This is a genomic window from Veillonella sp. S13054-11 (assembly GCF_002959795.1).
Classification (GTDB): Bacteria; Bacillota; Negativicutes; order Veillonellales; family Veillonellaceae; genus Veillonella; species Veillonella parvula_E.
In genome coordinates this window covers 12,504-37,245 of sequence record NZ_PPCY01000003.1, presented here as the reverse complement: position 1 = coordinate 37,245, position 24,742 = coordinate 12,504, and the positions used below count along the sequence as shown (strand labels likewise).

Annotated in this window: 25 protein-coding genes; 24 read left to right on the top strand and 1 reads right to left on the bottom strand. The window is 36.9% G+C overall.

Annotated features, from left to right (window positions below; genetic code table 11):
• Positions 1-84 precede the first annotated feature (84 nt).
• From VPHSUH08_RS03595 to VPHSUH08_RS03505, 19 genes are all read left to right on the top strand, one after another.
• Entirely contained in the window at positions 85-1,182 is a 1,098-nt protein-coding gene (locus tag VPHSUH08_RS03595) for an N-acetylmuramoyl-L-alanine amidase (RefSeq protein ID WP_105086744.1), read from the top strand.
• 3 nt (positions 1,183-1,185) lie between these two features.
• Positions 1,186-1,746, top strand: a complete 561-nt coding sequence (locus VPHSUH08_RS03590) for a GerMN domain-containing protein (RefSeq protein WP_105086743.1) — start codon at positions 1,186-1,188, stop codon at positions 1,744-1,746.
• Between the two features lie 112 nt (positions 1,747-1,858).
• Positions 1,859-2,839 (top strand): thiamine-phosphate kinase, encoded by a 981-nt coding sequence (thiL, locus tag VPHSUH08_RS03585; protein WP_105086742.1) that lies wholly within the window; start codon positions 1,859-1,861, stop codon positions 2,837-2,839.
• Positions 2,829-3,323, top strand: a complete 495-nt coding sequence (gene tsaE, locus VPHSUH08_RS03580; protein ID WP_012864458.1) for a tRNA (adenosine(37)-N6)-threonylcarbamoyltransferase complex ATPase subunit type 1 TsaE — start codon at positions 2,829-2,831, stop codon at positions 3,321-3,323. The genes thiL and tsaE overlap by 11 nt, the downstream gene beginning before the upstream one ends.
• A complete protein-coding gene (gene tsaB, locus VPHSUH08_RS03575) occupies positions 3,307-4,065 on the top strand; it encodes a tRNA (adenosine(37)-N6)-threonylcarbamoyltransferase complex dimerization subunit type 1 TsaB (RefSeq protein ID WP_105086741.1) in 759 nt (252 codons plus the stop codon). Before tsaE ends, tsaB begins: the two co-directional genes overlap by 17 nt.
• Entirely contained in the window at positions 4,065-4,514 is a 450-nt protein-coding gene (gene rimI / locus VPHSUH08_RS03570) for a ribosomal protein S18-alanine N-acetyltransferase (protein ID WP_012864456.1), read from the top strand. Before tsaB ends, rimI begins: the two co-directional genes overlap by 1 nt.
• Positions 4,511-5,542, top strand: a complete 1,032-nt coding sequence (gene tsaD, locus VPHSUH08_RS03565) for a tRNA (adenosine(37)-N6)-threonylcarbamoyltransferase complex transferase subunit TsaD (protein ID WP_105086740.1) — start codon at positions 4,511-4,513, stop codon at positions 5,540-5,542. The genes rimI and tsaD overlap by 4 nt, the downstream gene beginning before the upstream one ends.
• A 2-nt stretch (positions 5,543-5,544) precedes the next feature.
• The gene (locus tag VPHSUH08_RS03560; protein ID WP_012864454.1) at positions 5,545-6,936 is read left to right on the top strand and encodes a sensor histidine kinase; all 1,392 of its coding nucleotides are present in this window, start codon (positions 5,545-5,547) and stop codon (positions 6,934-6,936) included.
• Complete coding sequence (locus tag VPHSUH08_RS03555) at positions 6,937-7,515, top strand: ANTAR domain-containing response regulator (RefSeq protein WP_012864453.1); 579 nt, start codon at positions 6,937-6,939, stop codon at positions 7,513-7,515.
• 130 nt (positions 7,516-7,645) lie between these two features.
• The gene (gene groES / locus VPHSUH08_RS03550; protein ID WP_004696047.1) at positions 7,646-7,927 is read left to right on the top strand and encodes a co-chaperone GroES; all 282 of its coding nucleotides are present in this window, start codon (positions 7,646-7,648) and stop codon (positions 7,925-7,927) included.
• A gap of 112 nt (positions 7,928-8,039) precedes the next feature.
• A complete protein-coding gene (gene groL, locus VPHSUH08_RS03545; RefSeq protein ID WP_105086739.1) occupies positions 8,040-9,665 on the top strand; it encodes a chaperonin GroEL in 1,626 nt (541 codons plus the stop codon).
• Between the two features lie 333 nt (positions 9,666-9,998).
• Positions 9,999-10,415 carry a DoxX family protein gene (locus VPHSUH08_RS03540; protein ID WP_004696040.1) on the top strand — a complete coding sequence of 139 codons (417 nt, stop codon included), beginning with the start codon at positions 9,999-10,001 and terminating at the stop codon, positions 10,413-10,415.
• A gap of 63 nt (positions 10,416-10,478) precedes the next feature.
• Entirely contained in the window at positions 10,479-11,735 is a 1,257-nt protein-coding gene (locus VPHSUH08_RS03535) for a diaminopimelate decarboxylase (RefSeq protein ID WP_105086738.1), read from the top strand.
• 294 nt (positions 11,736-12,029) lie between these two features.
• Positions 12,030-12,773 carry a Fe-S cluster assembly ATPase SufC gene (sufC, locus tag VPHSUH08_RS03530; RefSeq protein ID WP_004696035.1) on the top strand — a complete coding sequence of 248 codons (744 nt, stop codon included), beginning with the start codon at positions 12,030-12,032 and terminating at the stop codon, positions 12,771-12,773.
• 8 nt (positions 12,774-12,781) lie between these two features.
• A complete protein-coding gene (sufB, locus tag VPHSUH08_RS03525; protein WP_004696034.1) occupies positions 12,782-14,191 on the top strand; it encodes a Fe-S cluster assembly protein SufB in 1,410 nt (469 codons plus the stop codon).
• Positions 14,192-14,200: 9 nt separating this feature from the next.
• Positions 14,201-15,247, top strand: coding sequence for a SufD family Fe-S cluster assembly protein (locus tag VPHSUH08_RS03520; protein ID WP_004696032.1), 1,047 nt, complete (start codon positions 14,201-14,203; stop codon positions 15,245-15,247).
• A 12-nt stretch (positions 15,248-15,259) separates the two neighbouring features.
• A complete protein-coding gene (locus tag VPHSUH08_RS03515) occupies positions 15,260-16,489 on the top strand; it encodes a SufS family cysteine desulfurase (RefSeq protein WP_105086737.1) in 1,230 nt (409 codons plus the stop codon).
• 14 nt (positions 16,490-16,503) lie between these two features.
• Positions 16,504-16,929: a Fe-S cluster assembly sulfur transfer protein SufU gene (sufU, locus tag VPHSUH08_RS03510; protein WP_004696027.1), complete on the top strand. Its 426-nt coding sequence runs from the start codon at positions 16,504-16,506 to the stop codon at positions 16,927-16,929.
• A 1-nt stretch (position 16,930) separates the two neighbouring features.
• Complete coding sequence (locus VPHSUH08_RS03505; RefSeq protein ID WP_105086736.1) at positions 16,931-17,614, top strand: HAD hydrolase-like protein; 684 nt, start codon at positions 16,931-16,933, stop codon at positions 17,612-17,614.
• An 80-nt stretch (positions 17,615-17,694) separates the two neighbouring features.
• Here VPHSUH08_RS03505 and VPHSUH08_RS03500 read toward each other — a convergent pair whose 3' ends face one another.
• Positions 17,695-18,201 (bottom strand): S-adenosylmethionine decarboxylase family protein, encoded by a 507-nt coding sequence (locus tag VPHSUH08_RS03500; protein ID WP_105086735.1) that lies wholly within the window; start codon positions 18,199-18,201, stop codon positions 17,695-17,697.
• Positions 18,202-18,414: 213 nt separating this feature from the next.
• On the opposite strand from VPHSUH08_RS03500, the gene VPHSUH08_RS03495 reads away from it, so the two are divergent.
• From VPHSUH08_RS03495 to radA, 5 genes are all read left to right on the top strand, one after another.
• Positions 18,415-18,894 carry a CtsR family transcriptional regulator gene (locus VPHSUH08_RS03495; RefSeq protein WP_004696020.1) on the top strand — a complete coding sequence of 160 codons (480 nt, stop codon included), beginning with the start codon at positions 18,415-18,417 and terminating at the stop codon, positions 18,892-18,894.
• A gap of 6 nt (positions 18,895-18,900) precedes the next feature.
• Positions 18,901-19,440, top strand: coding sequence for a UvrB/UvrC motif-containing protein (locus VPHSUH08_RS03490; RefSeq protein WP_012864447.1), 540 nt, complete (start codon positions 18,901-18,903; stop codon positions 19,438-19,440).
• A 9-nt stretch (positions 19,441-19,449) separates the two neighbouring features.
• Positions 19,450-20,511, top strand: coding sequence for a protein arginine kinase (locus VPHSUH08_RS03485; protein WP_101928330.1), 1,062 nt, complete (start codon positions 19,450-19,452; stop codon positions 20,509-20,511).
• Positions 20,512-20,745: 234 nt separating this feature from the next.
• Positions 20,746-23,193 (top strand): ATP-dependent Clp protease ATP-binding subunit, encoded by a 2,448-nt coding sequence (locus tag VPHSUH08_RS03480; RefSeq protein WP_101928329.1) that lies wholly within the window; start codon positions 20,746-20,748, stop codon positions 23,191-23,193.
• A gap of 163 nt (positions 23,194-23,356) precedes the next feature.
• The gene (gene radA / locus VPHSUH08_RS03475; RefSeq protein WP_105086734.1) at positions 23,357-24,730 is read left to right on the top strand and encodes a DNA repair protein RadA; all 1,374 of its coding nucleotides are present in this window, start codon (positions 23,357-23,359) and stop codon (positions 24,728-24,730) included.
• Positions 24,731-24,742 lie beyond the last annotated feature (12 nt).

Here is a 24,742-nt window from a genome sequence, read left to right as displayed (position 1 = left end):
ATGAGATTTTGATAGATAAAAATATCATCGACTCATCTCTATGGTTTGGACACTATGTATGTCAGTTAGATTGGAGTGAATGTATTGCGTAAACTATTTTTAATGTGCCTTGCAGTCTTGATGGCGATACCTTTATTATTGACTCAAGCAAAGGCAGCTAATTTGGAAGATGCTCGATGGGTGACTAGAACAGATGCACCTGTACCATATGTTCGTATTGTTATGGACTTATCGGCACCTATAAAGGCATCTGCATCAATTAGCAAAGATGGGAAAACTACGACTGTTACTTTAAAGAATACAAAGCTAAAGACGGCTAAAGAGAACATTTCTATGGACTCAGCTATTGCTAGCTCTGCTAAACTTTCACAAGATGGCAGAGACGTTAAAGTAACAATCAAGACACCTTCATCTATTGATACTAGTGATGTAAAGGTTTTTTCCTTGAAAAAAGATACGGTTAATAAGAAACCGTATCGTATCGTTGTTGATGTTCAGAAAAAAGGTGCTGTAGCTAAGCCTGCTTACTATGGTAAAAAGCCATCTCAATCTGCACATCCAGCAAAAAATGTACCTACAGGATCTGGTAAATACTCTACTAGTGGCGGTTTATCTGGCAAAACAATTACTATTGACCCAGGACATGGTGGTAGTGATTCTGGTGCTATTGGACCTCACGGTGTACAAGAGAAAAACATTACACTACCAATTTCTATGTATTTGAAAAAATCTTTAGAAAATCGTGGTGCTAAAGTACTTTTGACTCGTACTACCGATGTAGATGTATATGGTCCTAATGCAAGTGGTGTTGATGAATTGGGGGCTCGTGTTAACGTGGCTAACCGTAGTAATTCTGATGTTCTTGTGAGCGTTCATATCAACGCATTTAATAATCCTAGCGTTGGTGGTATTGCAACATATTACTATAGCAAAACTGGTAACGATGCTCGATTAGCACAAAAGGTACAATCTCAAATTGCTAACACACCTGGTTTCAATGGTGATCGTGGCATTCAAGAGGGTAACTTATACGTGTTGAGACATTCTAATATGCCTGCAATTCTTGTAGAGCTTGGTTTTATCTCTAACCCTAATGAGGAACGTGTGCTACAATCTCCTCAAACTCAAGAAGACTTTGCTAACCGCATTGCAAATGGTATTGCTAATTACTTTGGAGGTTAATCGATGAAATTACGTAAACAAGTTCTATCGATTCTCTGTGTAGGTATGCTGGCATTTGTAGTGGGTTGTACACATGAACAAGCTCCTACAACAGGTAAAAGTGAACCTACGCAAGAGACGAAAGTCAATAAGGATGCAGAAACAAGTAAAGTATCTCAAGAAAAGGTTAAGATGGCCTTCTTTGTTCCTACGGAGGATGGTTCTGGGGTAAAACAAACTACCGTTGAGATAGAGGCGAATAAAGTTACGCCTAAAGCAGCTCTTTTAGCGATGTTAAATGTTGATAGAGCACAAAAATATCCAGTCTTCTCTAAGGATATTGAAATTACATCTGTTACTGTAAAAGATGGTATTGCTTCTGTTGAAGTAAATGATGCATTCGTAAAGGGTAATGGCGGAGACTTAACTGTTAAGTTACAAATGGCTGCTATTGTAAATACATTGACATCCTTTGATAATATTAATGGTGTTCTATTCGTCAATAATGGTAAAAAGGTGCCAACTGTAGGTTCCTTTGATACTAAAGAACCTGTTAAGAGAATGACGAATCTAATTAAAAAATAATTCTTTTAAGGACATTTATAGCAGATAGTTGATATATCAACTATCTGCTATTTTTGTTGTCTTTTATATATGTTACAATACAATAAGTAATAATCGGAAATTAGGTGATCAGATGCAATTAAAAGATGTAGGGGAATTTAATTTCATTCGTCAAATTCAAGATAACACGATTTATAATCCTAATACTGTAGTGTACGGTATTGGTGATGATTGTGCTATTTATAAAGCAGATCAAAATACAGAGCAATTGATAAGCACTGACACAATGGTGGAAGGTGTTCATTTTAACTTTCACTATATGATGCCCTATGATGTAGGGTATCGCCTTATGACGGCTAATTTAAGTGATGTTGCGGCTATGGGTGGTATACCTAGACAAATTGTATTATCTGTAGCCGCACCAGACCATGTTGATACAGTCATTCTTGATGAAATTTATAGGGGAATTAAAGATCAGTGTATGAGATATCAACTCAATATATTGGGTGGAGATACGGTACGTACGGAAGGCCCCATGGTTTGGACTGTAACAATTATCGGAGAGGTTCCTAAAGGCACTGCGGTTATGCGAAGTGGTGCGAAAGTAGGAGATGTTGTAGGTGTTACAAACTATGTAGGTTATGCAGCTACAGGTTTAGGAGCATTATCTTATAATTTAGTAGGCTATGATATGACCAAAGTGGGGCATCAACGTCCTGAACCACAGATTGAATTGGGGCAAAAATTGCGACGACTTGGTATTCATAGTATGAATGATATTAGCGATGGACTAGGTAGTGAATTGAATGAAATCGCTGTAGCTAGTAATGTTTCCATTGTATTTGAAGAACAAGCAATCCCTTTACACGAGGAGACTTACGAATTAGCTAAGCATTTACAAACTAATCCAGTAGATTATGCTTTGTATGGTGGAGAAGACTTTCAGTTAGTCTTTACAGCGCCAAAATCACTACTTTCGGAATTGGAAAAGCTAGCAGGCATTACGTTGATTGGGGAAGTTTTATCTGGCCCTCCTCGGGTTCAAATGGTAACACTTGATAAAACGATTAAGACCATAGAAGCGAAAGGATATAATCATTTTCATGAAGGATAAGGTACAGGTTCATTTAAAGACTCATACAGTAGAAGACACACAACAATTTGGCCAATTATTAGGCGAATGGGTTAAACATAATGGGCATCCTCTTTGTATAGCACTCATTGGTGACTTGGGGACAGGAAAAACACATTTGTCGCAAGGCATTGCAAAGGGCTTTGGAGTTACTGAAGAAATTACAAGTCCCACCTTTGCCATCATGAATACCTATGATGTGAATAGAACTCATTTATATCATTTTGACGTATATCGCTTGGAAGATATTAGTGAACTGGAAAATATTGGATTTTATGAATATACAGAAGACTGCGTATCCATTGTAGAATGGGCAGATAAATTCGTTCATGAATTGCCTGATGAAACGCTATGGATTCATTTAACACGTATTGATGATACAAGTCGTTCCATTACATTAACTAGTGATTACCTTACAACGGGTGATTTAGTAGAAATAGGAGGCCCATATGTGGTTGGGGATTGAGACGAGCTCTCTCGTGTCGAGTGTGGCTTTAATAGATGAAAGTTGCCTAATTGGGGAATTGACCATTCAAGCTGGATTGACTCATTCTGAGCAGTTGGTACCTCATATTGATATGCTATTACGAGCTTCTCAAGTTGAAAAAAGTGAATTAAAAGGTATTATGGTTAGCATTGGACCTGGTTCTTTTACAGGCTTACGTATTGGTATGGGGACAGCTAAAGCTATGGCTTATGCCTTACAAATTCCTTTATATGGCGTAATGACCATGGACAGTTTAGCTCGTAATGTAGCTTATACGGACCGCACGATTTGTACCGTTATCGATGCTCAGAAAAAACATGTCTATGCAGGTATCTACAAATATGATGGTAATGAATTGGTCTGCAAAGAGGAGCCTTTTGTCATTGCTGCTAATGATTTATTAGATCGACTCCGAGCCTCTGAAGAATATGTAGTGTTCCTTGGGGATGGCGTTAAGCGAATAGAGAAGCTACTAGATGAAAGTGATACAAATTTAACGATTTTAGATATATCGCAACGTATTCCAAAAGCTAGTTCTCTATTACTAGCTGGCCGTAGATTGGTAGGCTCTGAAGAGAGTTCTGACCCTATGGATATGGTTCCTTATTATATTCGACGATCAGAAGCAGAAGTGTTATGGGAAGAACGCCATAAAAATAATCCTGAAATGTTGAAACAAAATCCTACAGTTGTAGTTACTGAGGCAGCAGGAGTCGAATAATGGAGATTCGTTTGGCTACAATAGATGATGCTCAAGCTATCTATGCTATTGAACAACAGTCTTTTTCTGTTCCTTGGAGTTTAGAATCTGTTCTCGTTGAGTTAGAAGGGGCATCAAATAAATTATATATGGTAATTTGTGAGGAGAACAAAATTGTTGGATATGCAGGTGCTTGGCTTGTATACGATGAAGGTCAAATTACGAATATCGCCATTATTCCTTCCGCACGAGGTAAGGGATACGGATCAAAACTTACAAAACAATTAATAGATGAATGTCTTATGAGAGGTATGAAAGAAATTTTCTTAGAGGTGCGCATATCTAATCTTGCAGCATTGGCTATGTATAGAAATTTAGGATTTTCTGTAAAAGGAATTCGTAAAGATTATTATTCAGAGCCTACGGAAGATGCTTATATTATGTCTCTCGTTTCAGAGGAAATAGAATGAGTATATACACATTAGCCTTGGAAAGTAGTTGTGACGAAACCTCTGCTTCTGTCCTTAAGGACGGGCGCACTGTTTTGTCTAATGTTATTTCAAGCCAAGTGCCAATACATAGAAAATTTGGTGGCGTTGTACCTGAAATTGCATCACGTCATCATATAGAACAAGTGATACCCGTAATAGACCAAGCATTACGTGATGCAAATGTGACTTTACAAGATATCAATCATATTGGTGTTACGTATGGTCCCGGTCTTGTAGGGGCCTTATTAGTTGGTGTAGCTGCTGCAAAAGGGTTATCCTTTGCTACCGGGATACCCTTGGTGCCAGTGCACCATATGGAAGGTCATATTTTTGCAAACTTTTTAGCTAATCCAGAACTGGAGCCTCCATTTTTAAGTCTCGTTGTCTCTGGTGGTCATACCATGTTAGTACATGTAAAAGGATATGAAGAATTTGATGTTCTTGGTCAAACACGAGATGACGCAGCTGGCGAGGCTTTTGATAAGATTGCACGGGTCATGGGATTCCCTTATCCAGGGGGCCCTCATATCGATGCCCTTGCCACTGAAGGGAATCCAGAGGCTATTGAATTTCCAAAGGCTTTAAGTGAACCAGGTAATTTTGAATTTAGCTTTAGTGGTTTAAAGTCTGCCGTTTTAAACTATTTAAATAGTAAGCAACAAAAGAATGAACCTATCAATCAATCTGATGTGGCTGCATCATTCCAGAAGGCCATCGTTGATGTGTTGGTAGAAAAGACGAAAGATGCCGCACATACTTTAGGTGAAAGTCGTATTACTATTGCTGGTGGTGTATCAGCCAATAAAGGATTACAAAAGGCTTTAGAAGCTATGTGTGTAGAAGAAGGTTTTACTTATTACAAACCACATAAAATTTTGTCTACTGACAATGCGGCCATGATTGGATGCCGAGCTTATTATATGGCGCAGGCCGGTAAATTTGGCGATTTAACATTGAATGCAAAGCCTAGTGTTGAAATTGGATACGTATCTTGGAAAGAGGATTAATCGTGGATATTGGTCAAGATATTTTAAATAGAACACCATTAGGACCATTACAAACCTCATTACTTGAGCATATTAGTAAACTCATATCCTTTGGCGAGTCTTTAACTCGTCAAAGGATACAGATTTTTACACCCCTACTAGAGACAGGACAAGGTGAGAGATCACAACAATGTGCAGATATGCTATGCATAGAACGCAGTGATCAAGGGATTACTACACGTCAATTAAAAGGCAGTCATACGTGGCATACTATGATGAAAGATGGTCAGCCACTTATCGGGTTAGATGACGAGCAGCGTCAACATGTCTTTCCTATCGTAGACAACGGAGGTCGTATTATTGGGGGGATATCTTTTACATTATCACCATCTATTAAGGCAGAACAATATGAGCAAGAATACGTTTTGTCTGATACGATGCAACGTCTTATGCTGACAGCTACTGATGAACAAATATTGTCTTACGAACCCATGTCCTATTTTGATGGTTTAATTATTTTCGACGACACTTATAAAATACTGTATGCTAACGATGCAGCTATGAAGTTAGTAGATATATTAGGCTTTGACCGTCGCTTGGTTGGTTCATCAATTTTTAGCAGTACCTTAAAGATGTCCGCTATACAGCAGGTATTATCAGATAGAAATATACTTACAAATGAAGAAATCTATCAAGATATGGTAATTCGTCAGCATATGATTCCTATTGCTATGGGGCGCAATGAAACGAGGTGCTTTTTAGTTCTTCATGATTGTACTCGTGAAAGTAAACAGCAACAAGAATTATTAGTTAAAAATTCCATTATCAAAGAGGTTCATCACCGTGTAAAAAATAACTTACAAACAGTAGCAGGTTTATTGCGCATGGAGGCGAGACGCTCTAGCTTGCCAGAGGTAAAACAAGCACTCCAAGAGGGAATTAATCGCATCGAGAGTATGGCTCTAGTTCACGATATAGTATCTCATTACGATGAGGATTATATCGGTATACGATCGATTTATGATGAATTATGTCGATTGTTGCGTATGAGTATGGTGCGACAAGACCAAGAGGTTACTTTTATTTACAGTGGCGAAGACATATTAATCTCCTCGCATATGGCAAGTTATGTATCTCTTATTATTAATGAGTTGATTACAAATAGCTTAGAACATGGGTTAGACGGTAGAAATGGTCAAATTCATTTGACTGTAACGGATATAAACGGGAGTATCGAACTAATCTTTTGGGATAATGGTAAAGGATTGCCTAGCAATTTTTCTTTCACATCTAATAAACGTTTAGGTCTAACTATTATTAATAATTTAGTGGCCCACGAGTTGAAAGGTAGTTTATCCATAGAAAATACTGGTACAGGTGTATTGGTGACGATACATATGAAGAAGGAGGCATAAATGCGCGTTTTAATCGTGGATGATGAATCTCTAATACGTATGGACTTACGGGATATTATTGAGTCTTGTGGTCATGAAGTCGTTGCAGAAGGTACAAATGGTGTTGAAGCTTTAGAACTTTGTAAAAAACATAAGCCAGATATTATATTGATGGATGTTAAAATGCCAGAATTAGATGGTATTGAGGCGGCACGTCAAATTGGCTTTCACCATGAAGCACCTGTAGTATTATTAACAAGTTATAGCCAGCAAGATTTAATCGATAAGGCTCGAGATTCTGGTGTATATGGCTATTTAATTAAACCAGTACGGGAGGAACAGTTAGTTCCTTCCTTAGAGATGGCTTTAGGTCGCTATAAAAGTGATGCTCAGTTGCGCGAAAAGATGGCTGAGCTAGAACAGTCATTAGAAGATCGTAAAATCATTCAAAAGGGAACTGGTATATTAATGGAACTATATTCTATATCTGAAGCGGAAGCGTATAATCGCATTCGCACCTTAAGTATGAATAAACAAATATCTATTATAGAAACATGTAATCTCATCATTAAACAGTCTAATAAGTCAAATAACATCTAAAAAGTCAAAAAATCAAAATTAGTACTTGCAATTATTTTAACTTCGGTTATAATAATACTTGTAATTAGCACTCAATGAGTTAGAGTGCTAATAAATTATGGAGATTAACTAGAAAAAGGAGTGACATTATATGTTAAAACCATTAGCTGACCGCGTTCTTATCCGTCTAGAAGCAAAAGAAGAAAAAACTAAAAGTGGTATCTTCCTTCCTGATACAGCAAAAGAAAAACCTCAAGAAGGTGTAGTTGTAGCTGTAGGTGCTGGTAAAGTATATGACAATGGTCAACGTGTAGCTCCAGAAGTTAAAGTTGGCGACACTGTTATGTTCGCAAAATATGCTGGTAGCGAATTAGAAATTGATGGTGCTACTCATTTGATTATTAGCGAACGCGATATTTTAGCAGTATTATAATCGCTAATTTATAGTCTACATGACTATAAAAACTGATGATACATCCTATATTGCCTAAGGGTATATATATTTCGTTACATTGGATAGTGTTACTATTTAGGAGGTAATACATATGGCAAAAGAAATCTTGTTTAATGAAGAAGCTCGTCGTGCTTTAGGTCGTGGCGTAGATCAATTAGCAAATGCTGTAAAAGTTACATTAGGTCCAAAAGGTCGTAATGTTGTGTTGGATAAAAAATTTGGTTCCCCAACAATTACAAATGATGGTGTAACTATTGCTCGCGATATCGAACTTCCAGATCCATTTGAAAACATGGGTGCTCAGTTGGTAAAAGAAGTTGCTACTAAAACTAACGACGTAGCAGGTGATGGTACTACTACTGCCACAGTATTGGCACAAGCTATGATTCAAGAAGGTATGCGCAATGTAGCAGCTGGTGCTAACCCAATGATTTTGAAAAAAGGTATTGAAACAGCAGTAAAAACTTTAGTTGAAGAAATCAAAAAACGCTCTATTAAAGTTTCTGGTAAAGCTGAAATTGCTCAAGTTGCAAGTGTATCTGCTGCTGACGAAGAAATCGGTGGTTTGATTGCTGAAGCTATGGAAAAGGTTGGTAATGACGGTGTTATTACTGTTGAAGAATCCAAAGGTTTGCAAACTGCATTAAATGTAGTAGAAGGTATGCAATTTGATCGTGGTTACATTTCCCCTTACATGGTAACTGACCCTGATCGTATGGAAGCTGTTATGGATAACCCATATATCTTGATTACTGATCGTAAAATCAGTGCTATCGCAGATATGTTGCCAACACTTGAAAAAGTAGTAAAAGTAGGCAAAGAACTTCTTATTATCGCTGAAGATGTAGAAGGGGAAGCGTTGGCTACATTAGTAGTAAACCGTTTGCGTGGTACATTCAAAGCTGTAGCCGTTAAAGCTCCTGGCTTCGGTGATCGTCGTAAAGCTATGCTTGAAGATATCGCTATCTTAACAGGCGGTACTGTTATTACTGAAGATATGGGTCGTAAGCTTGATTCTGTAGAGCTTGAAGATCTTGGTACAGCTCGTCAAGTTCGCATCACTAAAGATGAAACTACAATCATCGATGGCGCAGGTGATAAAGATGTAATTGCTAAACGCGTTAATCAAATCCGTGCACAAGTTGAAGAAACATCTTCTGATTTCGACCGTGAAAAATTACAAGAACGTCTAGCTAAATTGTCCGGTGGTGTTGCAGTTATCGAAGTAGGTGCTGCTACAGAAGTTGAAATGAAAGATAAGAAACTTCGCATTGAAGATGCATTGAATGCGACTCGTGCAGCTGTTGAAGAAGGTATTGTAGCTGGTGGTGGTACTACATTTATCGATATCATCCCTGCATTGAATACATTGGAAGCTACTGGTGACGTTCAAACTGGTATTAACCTTGTAAAACGCGCTGTAGAAGAACCACTTCGTCAAATCGCATACAACGCAGGTCTCGAAGGTTCTGTAGTAGTAGAAAAAGTTAAAAATACTGAAGCTGGTGTAGGTTTCAATGCCTTGACTGAAGAATACATCGATATGGTTAAAGCTGGTATTGTTGACCCTGCAAAAGTTACTCGTTCTGCTCTTCAAAATGCCGCATCTATCGCATCTCTTGTATTAACTACTGAAACAATCGTAGCTGATAAGGTAGATGAAAATGCAGCAGTTCCTGCAATGCCTCCAATGGGTGGTATGAGCGGTATGATGTAATCAGCTGCTTAGAATTAATTTTATAAGAAATATAATAATCCTAATGAATTGAGAATTACATTTTTCATATTCATTAGGATTATTTTTTACTGATAAATTAATCTATTGTAAGGGTGTAATATTTTAAATAAGATATTATTATATTCAAGCTGACCAGATTTAAAGTGACTAGATTATGTTGATTACATCGATAAAATTGATTTTGTATACAATGTATGATATAATTCTATAGAATTTAATAGTGAGTCTTATTGACATAGTTATTCTCTAATAGTATAATTAATGTATCGAATTTATTCGATTTGTTATATTTGAATTGAAAGAAGGATCACTATGTTGAACTTTATTTTTAAAAGTAAACCTAATTATGTAAATTTTGGCTTATTGATTTATCGCCTTGCATTGGGCATTTCCATGTTTTATCATGGTTATTTAAAATGGCTTAGCGGAGCTGAAGGGCTCTACAAAGTAGGGACTATGTTAGCACCTTTAGGTGTATCCGGTGGTTATGAGATGCTAGGCACTATGGCAGCACTTGCAGAAATGATTGGTGGTATTCTCATTGCAGTAGGATTATTTACACGTATTGGTGCTATTCTAGTTGTAGGTACTTTAGCAACTGCGACTATTGTGAGTTTGAATGGTAGTTTCTTTAGCTGGGACTACCCATCTCAATTAGGCTTTGGTGCACTTATGTTATTCTTTGCTGGTGCTGGTCGCTTTAGTTTAGATAAAGCTTTATTTAAATAATTAGGAAATTAGAATAAAAGACTCATCGGCTGATGAGTCTTTTATTTATGTAGAAAGGTTATCATGAACAAAAAAACAGTTCCATTCACGTCAGAACAATTAGAAAATATTATTGCTCAGTATCCAACTCCATTCCATATTTATGATGAAGAAGGAATTATTGAGAATATGAAATCTTTCATCAATGCATTCTCTTGGAATAAGGGATTTAAGCAATATTTTGCAGTTAAAGCAACTCCAAATCCGTATATCATGCGTTTGTTACAAAAGCTCGGGATTGGCGCAGACTGTTCTTCCTTAGCGGAACTACTTTTATGTGAAAAAGTGGGTATTACGGGCCATGATATTATGTTCACATCTAATGATACACCATATGTGGAGTATAAAAAAGCACTTGAAATGGGTGCAATCATCAATCTTGATGATATTACACATATCGAATATTTAGAAAAAAATCATGGCTCTTTGCCAGATACATTCTGCGTGCGTTATAATCCGGGTTCTTTAAAGGAAGGGGGCAATACAATTATTGGCCTTCCTGAAGAAGCTAAATATGGTATGACACGCGAACAAATATTTGAAGCGTATAAACAATTACAAGCTAAAGGTGTAAAACACTTTGGTATTCATACAATGGTTGTTTCTAACGAACTTGATATTGACGGTTTAGTTGGTACAGCAGAGCTTTGCTTTAATCTTGCTGTAGATATTAAAAAAGAACTTGGTATCACTATTGAATTTATTGATTTAGGTGGAGGTGTAGGTGTAGCTTATAAACCAGAACAAACACCAGTAGACTTCCGCGTATTAAGCAAGGGTGTAGAAGAAGCGTATAATCGGATTTTAGTAGCTAATGGACTTATTGATGTAGCATTGGCTTATGAATGTGGGCGTATGGTAACAGGTCCATTTGGTTACCTTGTTTCTACTGCTATTCATAAAAAAGATATTTATCGTCATTACATCGGTTTAGATGCTTGTATGGCAAATCTTATGCGTCCGGCGTTGTATGGCTCTTATCATCATATTACCGTAATGGGGAAAGAAAATGCTCCCAAGGATCATGTATATGATGTAACAGGCTCCTTATGTGAAAATAATGATAAATTTGCTATTCAACGAGAGCTGCCAAAAATTGATATTGGAGATCGTGTCATCATTCACGATGCTGGTGCACATGGACATTCTATGGGTTTCAATTATAATGGTAAATTACGTTCTGCAGAGTTATTGCTACATAAAGATGGCTCTGTTACACAAATTCGTCGTGCTGAAACATACGATGATTTATTTGGAACTCTTGATTTTTCAAACCTATAATTTAATATTGAGAATCGAATAGGATGAGAATTAATATTAATAAAAACCTATCAATATATGTAATACTTGATATTCTTTTAATTCCTGTATATTTTAGTAGGAATATCTTGCTATCATTTAGATAAGAATGTATAATGAGTGTAGATTGTTATGCACATACTTGCTAAGTTGGCGAGAATTACGGCGGTATTCACGTTAGTGCGTACCGCCTTTTTATATGTGTCAGTATATACGTTTTATATATAACGAGTGTATGTTTCTTATGGTTACATACAAATAAAAGGAGTGAACATTTTGGCTGAATTACTTCAGATAAAAGATTTAAAGGTATCTGTTGAAGAGAAACAAATCTTGAAAGGTATTGATTTAACAATTAATAAAGGTGAAATTCATGTTGTGATGGGGACAAATGGTGCTGGTAAATCTACACTTGCTAATGCAATCATGGGTAACTCTACATATACAGTAGATAGTGGTTCTATCATTTTTGATGGTAAGGATATTACGGAAGATGCAGTAAACGATCGTGCAAAAGCGGGTATTTTTATGTCCTTCCAAAATCCAATTTCTATTCCTGGTATTACTGTAGAAAACTTCATTCGTACAGCTAAATCCACAATTACTGGTGAAAATGTACGTGCATTATCTTTCAAAAAAGAATTGAAAGAAAAAATGGATGAATTGTCCTTTGATTTATCTTATGCGCAACGTTATGTAAATGAAGGCTTCTCTGGTGGTGAACGCAAGAAGAATGAAATTCTTCAAATGTCCATTTTGAATCCTAAATTGGCTATTCTTGATGAAACTGATTCTGGCCTTGACGTAGATGCGGTTCGTATCGTATCTGAAGGTGTACAACGTTTCCATAACGAAGAAAATGCTGTATTAATCATTACTCATCATAACCAAATCTTGCAAAAACTAAAACCAGACTATGTTCATGTGTTGATCAATGGCAAGATTGTTAAAACTGGTGATGCTTCTCTTGTACGTGAAATCGAAGAAAAAGGTTATGACGCATACAAAGCATTAGCATAGGAGGCATAATGGAAGAAAGAAAGAAAACCCAAGTTGCGGATATGGACCGTGGCGTCTATGATATAAAGAACGAATTTGAATATTCTTATATCTCTGATGCCGGTTTAACAGAAGATATTATCCGTGAGATTTGGTCTAATAAAAATGAACCAGAATGGATGCTCGATTTCCGTTTAAAGTCTTTGGAAATCTATAATCGCATGGGCATTCCGAATTGGATTCCTGATATCTCGGGCTTAGATATGGCAAATATTCATACATATGTTAAGCCTAAAGTAGATATGAAAGAAAACTGGGATGAAGTTCCAGAAGAAATTAAAAGTACTTTTGATCGCTTAGGTATTCCAGAAGCGGAAAAAACATCTCTAGCTGGTGTTGGTGCTCAATATGATTCTGAGGTTGTTTACCACAGTATTCAAGAAGATCTTGTTAAGCAAGGTGTTATCTATACTGATATCGAAACAGCATTACATGAACATGAAGAAATCGTAAAAAAATACTGGATGACATTAATTCCACCTACAGACCATAAATGGGCTGCCCTTCATGGTGCCGTTTGGTCTGGTGGTTCCTTCGTATACGTTCCTGCCGGTGTACAAGTAGAGATTCCATTGCAATCTTACTTCCGTTTGAATGCACCAGGTGCTGGTCAGTTCGAACATACGATGATTATCGTAGAAGAAGGGGCTAAATTGCACTTTATCGAAGGTTGTTCTGCTCCTAAGTATGATGTGTCTAACCTTCATGCAGGCGCTGTTGAACTGTTCGTTAAAGATAATGCTACATTGCGTTATTCTACAATTGAAAACTGGTCTAAAAACATGTACAACCTTAACACAAAACGTTGTGTAGTAGGTAAAAATGGTACAATTGAGTGGGTATCTGGTTCCTTTGGCTCCAAAGTTTCTTGTTTGTACCCAATGAGTATTCTCAACGGTGAAGGTGCACATGCTGAATTTACAGGTGTAACATTCGCAGGTGAAGGACAATTCCTCGATACAGGTTGTAAAGTGGTACATAATGCACCATATACAACAAGTAATGTAAACTCTAAATCCATTTCTAAATCCGGTGGCGCTGCAATTTATCGTGGCCTTTTGAAGATTGGCCCTAAAGCTGAACATTCCAAAGCAACAGTTTCTTGTGAATCCTTGATGCTTGATGCTGAGTCTCAATCTGATACAATTCCGGCTATTATCGTAGAAAATGACAATGTGGATTTAGGTCATGAAGCTAAAATCGGTCGTATTTCCGACGAAGCAATTTTCTATCTTATGACTCGTGGTATTAGCGAAGAAGAAGCTCGTGCGATGTTAGTTCGTGGTTTCGTAGAGCCAATCTCTAAAGAATTGCCACTTGAATATGCAGTAGAAATGAACAATCTAATCAATCTTGAATTAGAAGGTTCTATCGGTTAAGGAGGAATTATGAGCGAATTACTATTTAATGAACTCCCTAGACCGACATTCAGATGGTTGCGCGTTAATCATACTGTAAGCTCTCTAGCTGGAGAAGATACAGCGGTACAATCCATCGCTGTGGAAGCTAATAAAGATATACTTTCACCATTACCTGTTGGTACAGCATTACTAGATGGTAATTATGAAGGTGCTAATAAAGAAGCTGTTCATGTATTAGTTGAAAAAGCGGAAGGCTATGCTATCAATGTGCCTCCTAAGGCGAAAGAAGTTGTAGGCATCCGCATTGATGCTAATGCTCGTGTGGCAAACCGTTTCCAATTTATCGTTGGTGAAGGTGCTGAGCTAGAAGTACAATTCTATGTAACTGGTTCTGGCGATGCATTGACAAATGTTAGCTATTTAAACGAATACGATGTGAAAGAAGCTGGTAAGGTTGTAGTAAAAAAGGTAAATCTTTTGCCTGAACATGTACAACATATCGAGCATCGATACACTAAATTAGAAGAAAAAGCAGATGTAGAATACATCAATATTGAAATTGGTGGCAGTGAAAACATCTTGAATTACTATCATGATTTAGTAGGTCAAGAATCCCGTATGGTTCATGACATTGCTTATCTTGGTAATAAAGAGCAAAAATTTGATATTTCTATGGTTATGAGTCATGGTGGTAAAAAATCATTTAGTGATATTCATACCTTAGGTGCTCTTAGCGGCAATTCTAAAAAATCCTTTAGAGGGACCCTTGATTTCCTTAATGGAGCAACAGCTTCTGAAGGTGCGGAAGAAGATACTTGCTTATTGTTAGATCCAACTGTAAAATCTGTTTCGTTACCACTTTTATTGTGTAAAGAAGATAATGTAGTTGGTAATCATGCAGCAAGTGCAGGCCAAATTGATCATAATAAATTGTTCTATATCATGAGCCGTGGCTTTAGTGAGGTAGAGGCAAAACATATCATTGTTGAATCTATGATTCGACCTATTATTGATCGCATTGGTGATGAAACGATTGAAGAAGCAGCGTTAGCAGCTGTACGTAATAAAATTTAAAGAGGCGTTTTTATGAGACCAATTGCAGAAGCATACAAAGACTTTCCTATATTACATAAAGAGCATAATGGGCATCGTGTTATCTATTTAGATAGCGGTGCTACTGCTCAAATTCCACAGTCCGTAATTGACCGTGTTGTGGAACATATGACACAACGTAATGGTAACCCACATCGTGGTTCTCATATTTTAGCCATTGAAGCATCTGAAGACTATGAAAATGCGCGGGATCGCGTAGTTGAATTTATCAATGCTCGCGAACGAGAAGAGGTTATATTTACACGTAATAGTACGGAGTCAATGAACTTGATTGCCCACAGCTATGGCCTTCATAATGTGAAAAAAGGTGACAAGATTGTCATTACTGTTGCTGAACATCATGCGAATCTTGTAACATGGCAATATGTGGCAGAACAGACGGGGGCAACCTTAGAATACATGTATCTTGATGAACATGGGCACTTAAAAGATGGTGAAATCAATAAAATTGATGAAAAGACTAAAATTGTTGCTTTCGCTCATGTTAGTAACGTGCTTGGTATGGAATTCCCAGTAAAAGAATTAACTGAGAAGGCTCACTCTGTAAGTGCTATTGTTGTTCTAGACGGTGCTCAATCTACACCTCATAAAAAAATTGACGTACAAGCATTGGATTGCGATTTTTTCGTATTCTCTGGCCATAAAATGTGTGCATCTCAAGGGATTGGTGTACTATACGGTAAACGTGATTTATTAGAAACTATGCCTCCATTCCTATTGGGTGGCGATATGATTGAGTATGTAAAAGAGCAAACTGCTACATTCAATGAGCTTCCATATAAGTTTGAGGCAGGTACTCCAAATGCTGATGGTGCCGTTTCCTTGCATGCAGCTATTGACTATTTGGAATCCTTTGGAATGGATGCTATAGAAGCCTATGAAGAGGAGTTAGTAGCTTATATTCTTCCTAAGATTGTTGAATTGCCACATGTCCATGTTATTGGTTCTCAAAATCCTAAGGAAAAACATGGCGTTATTGCGTTCACTGTAGATGATGTACATCCTCATGACGTAGCTACAATTTTGGATTCTAAGGGAATCTGCGTTCGTTCCGGTCACCATTGTGCACAACCATTAGGTGCGTTCTACAATGTATCTGCATCTACTCGTTTAAGTATGTACTTATACACTCGCAAGGAAGATTTAGACGCATTCCTTGAAGTATTAAAGACTGTTCGTTCAGTAATGGGTTTTAAAGATTAGGAGAATTACCACTAATGGAAATGGATCAATTATATACGGAACTTATTTTGGAACATAACCAAGATAAACGTAATAAGCATGAATTATCTGAATTTACAAATTCTGAACATGGACATAACCCTAGTTGTGGTGATGATCTAACATTACAACTCAATGTAGTAGATGGTATCATTAAAGATGCTGCATATACAGGTTCTGGTTGTGCTATTAGCCAAGCATCTGCATCTATGATGATTGATATCATTAAAGGCAAATCTGTTGAAGAAGCGCTTCGTTTGGTAGAAATTTTCTTAGGTATGATTAAAAAAGAAATTACCGATGAAAATGAGTTAGAAGAATTGGAAGATGCTATGGCATTACAAAATATTTCTAATATGCCAGCACGTGTGAAATGTGCAGTTCTTGCATGGCATACATTGAAAGAGGCTTTAAAGAAATAATATGAAGAAAACGATATTATTTGATTTAGATGGAACCTTAACTGACTCTCAAGAAGGTATTCTTAAAAGCATTAAATTTGCATTGGAACATTTCGGTTATACTGTACCTGATGAAGAAACATTACAATTGTTCTTAGGACCACCATTGGTAGATGCTTTCCAAGAATATTGTGGTCTGACCTTTGAGCAAGCGGAAGAAACATACTTTAAATTCCGTGAACGTTATGGTACCATTGGTAAATTTGAAAATATTGTATATCCGAATATTGTAGACTTATTGGCTAAATGCAAAACTGAACAATATACTATAGCTGTAGCTACTGCAAAACCAGAACATTATGCTAAAGATATTCTTGATCACTTTGAATTGACACCATACTTTGATGTTATTGTTGGTGCTAATTACGAAGCGGGATTGTTACACAAAAAAGAAATTCTTGAAAAAGCTCTCACGCTATGTGGTAACCCATTAACTGATGAAAATGGTCGTCGATTGACATTCATGGTTGGAGATCGTAAGTACGATGTAGAAGCAGCTAATGAACTTGGCTGTATCTCCATCGGTGTTACCTATGGTTACGGTACAGAATCTGAGTTAAAAGAAGCGGATGCTGAATATATCTGTGATGATGTTGATGAAATTGCTGATGTTCTCAATCTTGAAGAAATGATGGTTCGTAGATAAGCTATATAAATAGAATTACATATCAACCCAAATAAAAAGCTAGAGGAACTCCTCTAGCTTTTTTGCATTTTCATTTTATGTTATTTTTTTAGGCCACTCTTTTTAGCTAATGTTTTGATAACCTTAGCACTTTGTTTTTTCAACTTCCCTCCTGTTTGTTTGAGTTGGATGCGTGTACGAGAAACACGACCACGTGTAGTAATCTTAGTTTTGCGACGTGGCTTCATATCACGTTCGTTACCAAAGTCGCCACGTTGCACACTTGTTGCCTTTACTTTTTCAGCTCTAAAAGATTTACGTAAGGCTTTCATAATTAATGTAAGCGGTAATGTTTGCTCGAAGGAATACAAATCAACTGCTACATAACCAAGTGCAGGATATGTGTGCAATGTAAAGTGAAAACCTGGTGCGACAGAAAGGAGGGCGATTTCCTCGTCCATAACCTGACAACTGATTTCATCTACATCAAGTTCAGCTAAGTCAAATGCGGTTGCTACACTTTCCTGTACAGCTGTAGCGGATGAAATTGCGTCTTCATCGCAGGAATATAAATCAATTAACAGTTCTTGTCCTAATGCTTCTGCCATAACAACACCTTCCTTCAGAAAATAATATCTCATTTATTATACATAGATTTAAGCATTAAGTCCAATTATATGAGAATACATTAAAAGTCAAACGTTATTTTTATGAAATTTGACTTTTATGTTGACTAAGGTCAAAAAGTCAAATATAATAAAGTTATGCTAAAGAACAAATAGTCAAAACTATAGTAAATAAACTTTAAAGGGGTGTTTTTTATGAGTATGATAGCTGATAAAATAGAAAAATTTATATTAGACCGTATGCGTGAAGAACAAGAAAAGCTAATTTTAAAGCGTAATGAATTGGCTGATGAATTAGATTGTGCGCCATCCCAAATTAGTTACGTGTTAAGTACGCGTTTTTCTAATGAGCGCGGTTTTGATGTTGAGTCAAGACGTGGCTTGGGTGGATATATTCGAATCAAAAAAATTAACCCAGAAAGTTCAGATTCTTTACCTGCTGTTACAACTTATCGGATTTATGAAGGTCCAAATACGGTAGAACGATTAATTGATATGCGAGATGTAGATCAATCATTATTTCAATTATTACAATCTGAAAAGATTACCCGTCGTGAAGCTCAATTGATGCATAATTCTTTTGCTACATTAATTGAAAATGTAGACGTAGAAGAACGTAATGATGCTGTTCGTCAATTATATGCATCAATGGTGGACACTTTACGGAAGGAGTGATGATTTGTGTTATGTGATCATTGCCATAAAAATGAAGCTACTATCCATATGACTAATATCATAAATAATCAAAAGACTGAGCAACATCTTTGCAGTGCTTGTGCCACCGAGTTACAACAAGCTGGGAAATTATCTCCTTATAGTTCTTTTATGAATGATATGTGGGATAATAACTTTTTTACTAATGATTTTTTTAAGAATATGGTGTATCCAGATAACTTATTAAAAGCTCATCAATCTAAGAGATGCCCTCAGTGTGGTATTACTTATGATGAATTCAATCGGGTAGGTAAGTTTGGCTGTGGTCAATGTTATGAGACTTTTAATAGTGAAATAAATCCATTATTAGAACGAATACAAGGTAGTTCTGAGTATGAAGGGGCTATACCTAGTCGTGGTACTAATGTATTTAAAGCAAAGTATGAAGTAAAGCAATTGCGCCGTCAATTAGATACAGCTATTCAAGCTGAAAACTTTGAAGAAGCCGCAATTTTGAGAGATAAAATTAAAAATCTAGAAGTTATCATCGATGGTGATAATGAATAGGAGGTTCTTATGTTAGATACTATATTGGACTCTCCGCTAAGTCAGTGGCTGTGTCAGGATACAGAGGCGACAGACCACATTGTAATTTCAAGTCGTATACGATTGGCGAGAAATTTTGATGATATATTGTTTACGAATCGTGAAGATACAGTTTCCTTAGAAAAAGTGAATACAATCTCTCGAGGCCTATTGCCAATATTAAAAAAGGCTGATGAGCATCAATATACAAATATTAGCCTTGAGCAATTAAGTCAACGTGAACGTGCTGTCTTAGTTGAAAAACATTTAATGAGTCCTGCTTTAGAGGAAAAATTACTGTATCGTAATTTGATCGTATCTGATGATGCTTCTATCGCAATTATGGTAAATGAAGAAGATCATTTACGTATTCAATCTATGGCTCCAGGACTTAAATTGCAACAAGCTTATAATCATGCAGTTCAAATTGATAAAGCTATCGAAGCAAAATACCCTTATGCCTTTGATGAGCGATTTGGTTATTTAACTGCTTGCCCCACTAATGTGGGTACAGGTTTACGGGCCTCTGTTATGTTACACTTACCCGCATTGACGTTATCTGGTCGTATTACGAGACTCATTCGTAACATAATACAATTAGGTTACTCTGTACGAGGGTTGTATGGGGAAGGTTCCGAAGCTTTAGGTTGTATTTACCAGATTTCTAATCAACGAACGATGGGTATTAGTGAAGAAGCAACTATTGAGCAATTGATTAAAATCGTAGAAGGAATTATTGCAGAAGAACGAAAGTCTCGGCAATCTTTATTACACAATGATAAAGAAGGTTTGGAAGATATACTTTGGCGATCCTATGGAGTTTTACAATATGCACGACGTGTAAGCGGTAAAGAGGCACTTAGTAAGATTAGTGATATTCAATTAGGTGTAGATTTAGAAATATTACCATTCTGGGGGAAAGATACTTTTAATGAGCTTGTTGCTATAACTAGACCAAACTTCCTCTCTAAATACTTAGGTAGTGAAAATTTGACAGATACCGATCGCGACAGCTATCGTGCAAAGGTGATACGTCAAAAAATTTCAAATTAATATAAGTACATAAATAATTAATGCATGATTATTTATTTTGTATAGATTGATTTATATAATTTTCTTAGTTTACTGTTAAGAGATTTGTAAAAAATAGTAAATATTAATACTAGATAGCATAATAGATTAATAGAGTTTAATAATATTTTTGATATTCCAATGGTTATTTCACCATTGTTTACATATATTTGAAAAGAAATAATTACAATTTACATAGATAGATGAGGTGATATTATGATGCAACGGTTTACAGACGATGCACAGCGCGTTCTTTCGTTAGCTCAAGAGGCTGCTTTGGAGTTAGGACATGACTATGTCGGTACTGAACACGTACTCATAGGCCTTACAAAGGTTAAAAATGGTGTAGCAGCTAAAGCTTTAGAAGAGCTTGGCCTTGTTACAGAAGATATTTTTGAAGCTGTAGAAGAACATGTAGGACGTGGTAATAAAAAGGCAACGTCAATATATATGACACCTCGCGTTAAGCATGTGCTTGAGCTTGCCATTCAAGTAGCAAATCACATGAATCACAACTACGTTGGTACTGAGCATATTCTATTGGGCCTACTTAGCGATGGTAGCGGTGTTGCTGTTGCTATTCTACGAGCTATGAATATACGTAGTAATGACGTAGTAGGAGCAATTCGTAGTATTCTTGGCTCGAATAAAGGTAGCAATAATGGTGGTCAAGAGGGAATAAATAGCAATAATGATTTAGGTGAGCTGTCAGATTTTGCAACTGACCTTAATGAGTCTGCTAAACAAGGTAAGATTGATCCTGTAATTGGCCGCGATACGGAGATTCAACGAGTCATTCAAATTCTCAGCCGTAGAACTAAAAATAATCCTGTTCTTATTGGTGAACCAGGTGTAGGTAAAACAGCTATTGCCGAAGGCTTGGCACAGCGTATTGTGACTGGTAATGTACCGGAGATTTTACGTAATAAACGCATTATTTCTCTTAGTATTGGTTCTATGTTAGCGGGTGCCAAGTACCGTGGTGAATTTGAAGAACGGTTGAAAAAAGCCATTGATGAAGTACAACAACATGATGATATGATTATCTTTATAGATGAAATTCATACATTGGTTGGGGCAGGTGCTACTGAAGGCGCTATGGATGCAGCTAATATCTTAAAGCCTGCTTTGGCACGAGGTGAATTCCAAGTTATCGGTGCCACAACACTTGATGAATATAAGAAACATATAGAAAAAGATGCTGCTTTAGAGCGTCGTTTTCAACCCGTTCAAGTAGGAGAGCCTAACGAAGAGGATGCTCTTGAAATTTTAAAGGGATTAAGAGATCGGTATGAAGCTTTCCATAAGGCTAAGATTACAGATGAGGCATTAACAGCAGCTGTGTCTTTATCTAGCCGATATATTACAGATCGATTCTTACCTGATAAGGCTATCGATGTAGTCGATGAAGCTGCATCTAAGGTTCGTATGAAAGTATTTTCTGCCGCACCTGATGTTAAAGCATTAGAGGATCGCCTCAATACAGTTAAGAAAGAAAAAGAAGCGGCTGTTACGTCTCAAGATTTTGAAAAGGCTGCAAAGCTTCGCGATGAAGAACAATCACTATTAAAAGAAATTGGTGATAAAAAATCTATCGCTAAAGAAAAAAGCGATCAAAAGTTAATAGTAACAGAGGAAGACATAGCTGCTGTAGTAGCGCAATGGACAGGCATTCCAGTGGCTAAAATTGCAGAAGAAGAGTCTGCAACCTTACTACATTTGGAAGAAGAACTTCATAAACGTGTAGTAGGTCAAGATGAGGCTGTTACTGCTGTAGCTAAAGCTGTACGCCGTGCAAGGGCTGGATTAAAAGACCCAAAACGGCCTATTGGTTCATTCTTGTTCCTTGGGCCAACTGGTGTAGGGAAAACTGAGCTAGCAAGAGCGCTTGCATCCTCCTTGTTCGGCGATGAATCTGCTATAATTCGACTTGATATGTCTGAATATATGGAAAAACATACTGTGTCTCGCTTAGTCGGTGCCCCTCCAGGTTACGTAGGCTATGAAGAAGGTGGCCAATTAACAGATGCGGTACGTCGCAAACCATATAGCGTTATCCTCCTCGATGAAGTGGAAAAGGCACATGCAGATTTCTTTAATATTTTGTTACAAGTTCTTGATGATGGTCGTCTTACTGATAGTCAAGGAAGAACTGTAGATTTCAGAAATACAGTTATTATTATGACAAGTAACTTAGGTGCTAAAGCTTTACATAAAAACTCTCCAGAACTTGGTTTCTTAGCGGCTAAAAAATCTGATTTCAATGTAGATGAAAATAAAAAAATTGAGTTTAAAGAGGCTAAGAAGTCAGTAATGGATGCGGTGAAACGTCATTTTAGACCTGAGTTTTTAAACCGTATTGATGAAATGATTGTATTCCATCCATTAACAGGAGAGGACTTAAAAGAAATTGTAACCATTTTAATGAGTGATGTCACAAAACGCCTTGGAGAACGTGATTTACAATTAGAAATAACTCCTGAGGCTATGAAATTTCTCGTTAAGGAGGGCTCTGATTTCACAATGGGGGCTCGACCATTAAAACGTGCTATTCAACGTTTAATTGAGGACCCAGTGTCGGATCTTATTTTGAAAGGAGATGCAAAAGAAGGCAAAATTATTAAAGCAGATGCAAAGGATAATGATCTTGTTGTATCAATATGATAAAAATACAAATTATACAGTTGATGACTACCTTTCATATAAAAAATATAAGTTAAATGGTATACTATAGAATGATGATAGTTAACCATGTAGTAAAATTATGCATAAAAGGTCATGAATGGTTATCATTCATGGCCTTTCTTTTTAAAAGTTTTGAGGTATTATGGCAAAAGCAAAATCAGTATTCTTTTGTCAAAATTGTGGGGCTGAATCCTCTAAATGGATGGGCCGTTGTCCACAATGTGGAGAATGGAATACATTAGTTGAAGAAATAATTAAAGAAACTAAACATAGTCGAACACCTTCTCGAGGTGTTGGAAATCAAACGGCGAAGCCTACTGCCTTGCCAGATATCGAAATCTCTTCTATTGCACGCGTATCTACAACCTTTGGTGAAATTGACCGTGTATTAGGTGGGGGTATAGTGCCGGGTGCTCTAATGCTTTTAGGTGGTGATCCTGGTATTGGTAAATCTACTCTGTTACTACAGGTTTCTCAGAAAGTAGCCGATACAGTAGGAGCAGTTCTTTATGCATCTGGTGAAGAGTCTCAGTTACAACTTAAACTTCGAGCAGAACGACTGCATATTAATACTGAACGGTTACAAGTTATTGCAGATACTGATCTAGATCATATATTGGAGCAAGCTGAAGCAATGACTCCTTCCTTACTAGTCATTGACTCTATACAAACTATGTATACTGGAGATATAGATGCTGCGCCAGGCAGTGTTAGTCAAGTTCGTGAATGCACATCTCGCCTACTTCGCTTCTGTAAAGAACGAAATATACCTACTGTAATCATTGGTCATGTAACAAAGGAAGGCAACATTGCAGGGCCTCGTATGTTAGAGCATATGGTAGATGTAGTGCTTTACTTTGAAGGGGAGCGTTCCTATCAATTCCGTATATTACGGTCTATTAAAAACCGTTTTGGATCTACATCAGAAACAGGCATTTTTGCCATGGTAGAGGAAGGGTTACAGGAATTGTCCAATCCGTCTGCTTCTCTTTTAGCCGAGCGTTCCGATGAAGAAAGCGGCAGTGCCGTCATGATTTACCTTGAAGGGGTTCGTCCCATCTTAGTAGAGGTACAAAGCTTGGTAGTTACTACGGCCTTTGGTATGCCACGACGCACGGCGATAGGTTACGATCTCAATCGATTAATCGTATTATTGGCTGTTTTAGAAAAACGCTGTGGCTTTACATTAGGTAATAAAGATGTATATGTAAATGTTATCGGTGGTCTCAAGGTAAATGAACCGGCTTGTGATTTATCTATGGCGGTTGCTATAGTATCAAACTTAAAAAATCGTATCGTGCCAACAGATATGGTTATCTTAGGTGAAGTAGGCTTAACTGGTAATGTTCGCAGTATTCCTCGCATTGAACAGCGTATTAATGAAGCTAAGAAATTAGGTTTTAAAAAGTTTATTATTCCTGAAAGCAACTATAAACAAATCAAGGATAATGATAGTTCTATCAAAATTAAAGGTGTCAAATCTATACAAGAGGCGATGCAACTCGTATTTTCATAATTAGGAGGTGAT